The organism is Cellulomonas sp. P5_C6 (assembly GCF_054049635.1).
In genome coordinates, this window is sequence record NZ_JBFULZ010000321.1 from 1 (window position 1) to 2316 (window position 2316).

Here is a 2316-nt window from a genome sequence, read left to right on the forward strand (position 1 = left end):
ACGTCCGCACTCGTGCGGGTCAGGACCCGACGGAGCGCGGACGTTGCAGGTGGGTGAGCGGGCAACGTCCGCACTCGTGCGGGTCAGGACCCGACGGAGTGCGGACGTTGCGCCGGTGGGACGACGGGTCAGCGGGCGCCGAGCGCGTGCTCGAGGGCCAGCTGGTTGAGGCGGACGAAGCCGAAGCCGCGCTCGGCGACGGCGTCGACGTCGAGGTCCTCGTAGGCGGAGCGGTCCGCGATCAGGTCGGCCAGGGTCTCGCCCTCGGCCAGCGTCGGCTGCGACAGCTCGAGCACGCCCGACTCCTCGAACGCCGCCTGCACCTCGGGGTCGGCGCGGAAAGCCTGCGCCCGCTCCTTGAGCAGCAGGTAGGTCGCCATGTTGGCGGCCGCGGAGTCCCACACGCCCTGGAAGTCCTCGGTGCGCGACGGCTTGTAGTCGAAGTGGCGGGGACCGTCGTAGGTCGGGCCACCGGACGGGAAGCCGTTCTCGAGCAGGTCGACCGTGGCGAACGCGGAGAACAGGTCGCCGTGCCCGAACACCAGGTCCTGGTCGTACTTGATCGACTTCTGACCGTTGAGGTCGATGTGGAAGAGCTTGCCCGCCCACAGCGCGAGGGCGATGCCCTGCGTGTAGTTGAGGCCCGCCATCTGCTCGTGCCCGACCTCGGGGTTGAGGCCGACGATGTCGGCGTGCTCCAGGCGGTCGATGAGGGCGATCGCGTGGCCGATGGTCGGCAGCAGGATGTCGCCGCGGGGCTCGTTGGGCTTGGGCTCGAGCGCGATGCGCAGGCCGTAGCCCTTCTCCTTGATGTACGCGGCGACGGTGTCGATGCCCTCGGCGTACCGGTCGTGCGCGGCGTTGAGGTCCTTGGCCGAGTCGTACTCGGCGCCCTCGCGGCCACCCCACATGACGAACGTGTCGGCGCCCAGCTCGGCGGCCAGGTCGACGTTGCGGACGACCTTGCGCAGGCCGTAGCGGCGGACGCGACGGTCGTTGGACGTGAACGCGCCGTCCTTGAAGATCGGGTGGCTGAACGTGTTGGTGGTGACCATCTCGACGGTGATGCCGGTCTCGTCGAGCGCGCCCTTGAAGCGGGCGAGGATCCGGTCGCGCTCGGCGGCGTCGGAGCCGAACGGGACGACGTCGTCGTCGTGGAAGGTCACGTGGGCCGCGCCGAGCTCGGCGAGCTTGTGGACCGACTCGACCGGGTCGAGCCACGGCCGGGAGGCCGAGCCGAACTGGTCCTGGGCGTTCCACCCGACCGTCCAGAGGCCGAACGAGAACTTGTCTGCACGGGTGGGCTGGGCAGCCATCACGCGTCTCCTCATCGAGATGAATCCGATTTTGTTTGCCGGATGAATTTATCTCGTCCAGCCGGTAGGGTCAAGCCATGCCGACGCCAGAGCCCCGCGACCCCACCCGGGTCGCCCGGCAGGCGCAGATGCGGGACCAGAACCTGGGGGTCGCGCTGCGAGGGATCGTCGAGGCCGTCGAGCCCCTGTCCCGCGCGCAGCTGGCCGCGTCCGAGGGGCTCGCCCGCGCGACCGTCTCCGGGCTGGTCGACCACCTGATCGAGGCGCGCCTGGTGCGCGAGCTGGAGCCGACCCAGACGCAGCGCGCCGGCCGTCCCGCCGTGCCGCTCGCCCCCGCGCGGGGGACCGTCGCCGGGGTCGGCATGGAGGTCAACGTCGACTACCTGGGCGTCCGCGCCATCGACCTCGCCGGAGACGTCCTCGCCGAGCACGTCGAGCTGGACGACCTGCGCGGGGCCGACGCCGACGAGGTGCTGGACCGGCTCGCCGCGCTCGCGGCCCCGGTCGTCGAGCACCTCCGGGCCCGTGGCGTCCGGGTCGCGGGCACGGCCCTCGCGCTGCCCGGGCTGGTCGACCGGATCACCGGGCCCCTGCGCGTCGCGCCGAACCTCGGCTGGAGCGACGTCGACGTCGTCGCCCGCGTGTCCGCCCACCCGACCCTGGCGTCGCTGCCGCCCCGGGTGGGCAACGAGGCCAACCTCGCCGCCCGGGCGGAGGCCCACGCGCGCCGCGGCCCGGTCGCGCCGAGCTTCGCCTACGTCTCGGGGGAGATCGGCATCGGTGGCGCGCTCGTGCTGGACGGCAACCTGTTCCCCGGCCGGCACGGCTGGAGCGGCGAGATCGGGCACGTCGTCGTCGACGCGTTCCGCGGCCCCCGCGCCTCCGACGGCACCCTCGAGGCGCTGGCCGGTCAGGACGCCATGCTCCGCGCCGCCGGGTTGCCGCCGACCGCYCGCCTCGACGCSCTGCTCGACGCGCTCGAGGCCGACGAGCCCCGCGC

2 protein-coding genes are annotated in these 2316 nt (G+C 72.8%); one reads left to right on the forward strand and one right to left on the reverse strand.

The genetic code is table 11. The annotated features are described in order from the left end of the window. Nucleotides 1-128: 128 nt before the first annotated feature. Entirely contained in the window at nucleotides 129-1316 is a 1188-nt protein-coding gene (xylA, locus tag ACXJKG_RS20695; protein ID WP_456847602.1) for a xylose isomerase, read from the reverse strand. Nucleotides 1317-1393: 77 nt separating this feature from the next. On the opposite strand from xylA, the gene ACXJKG_RS20700 reads away from it, so the two are divergent. Next, a partial coding sequence (locus ACXJKG_RS20700) for an ROK family protein (RefSeq protein WP_456847603.1) occupies nucleotides 1394-2316 on the forward strand: 923 nt, incomplete at its 3' end.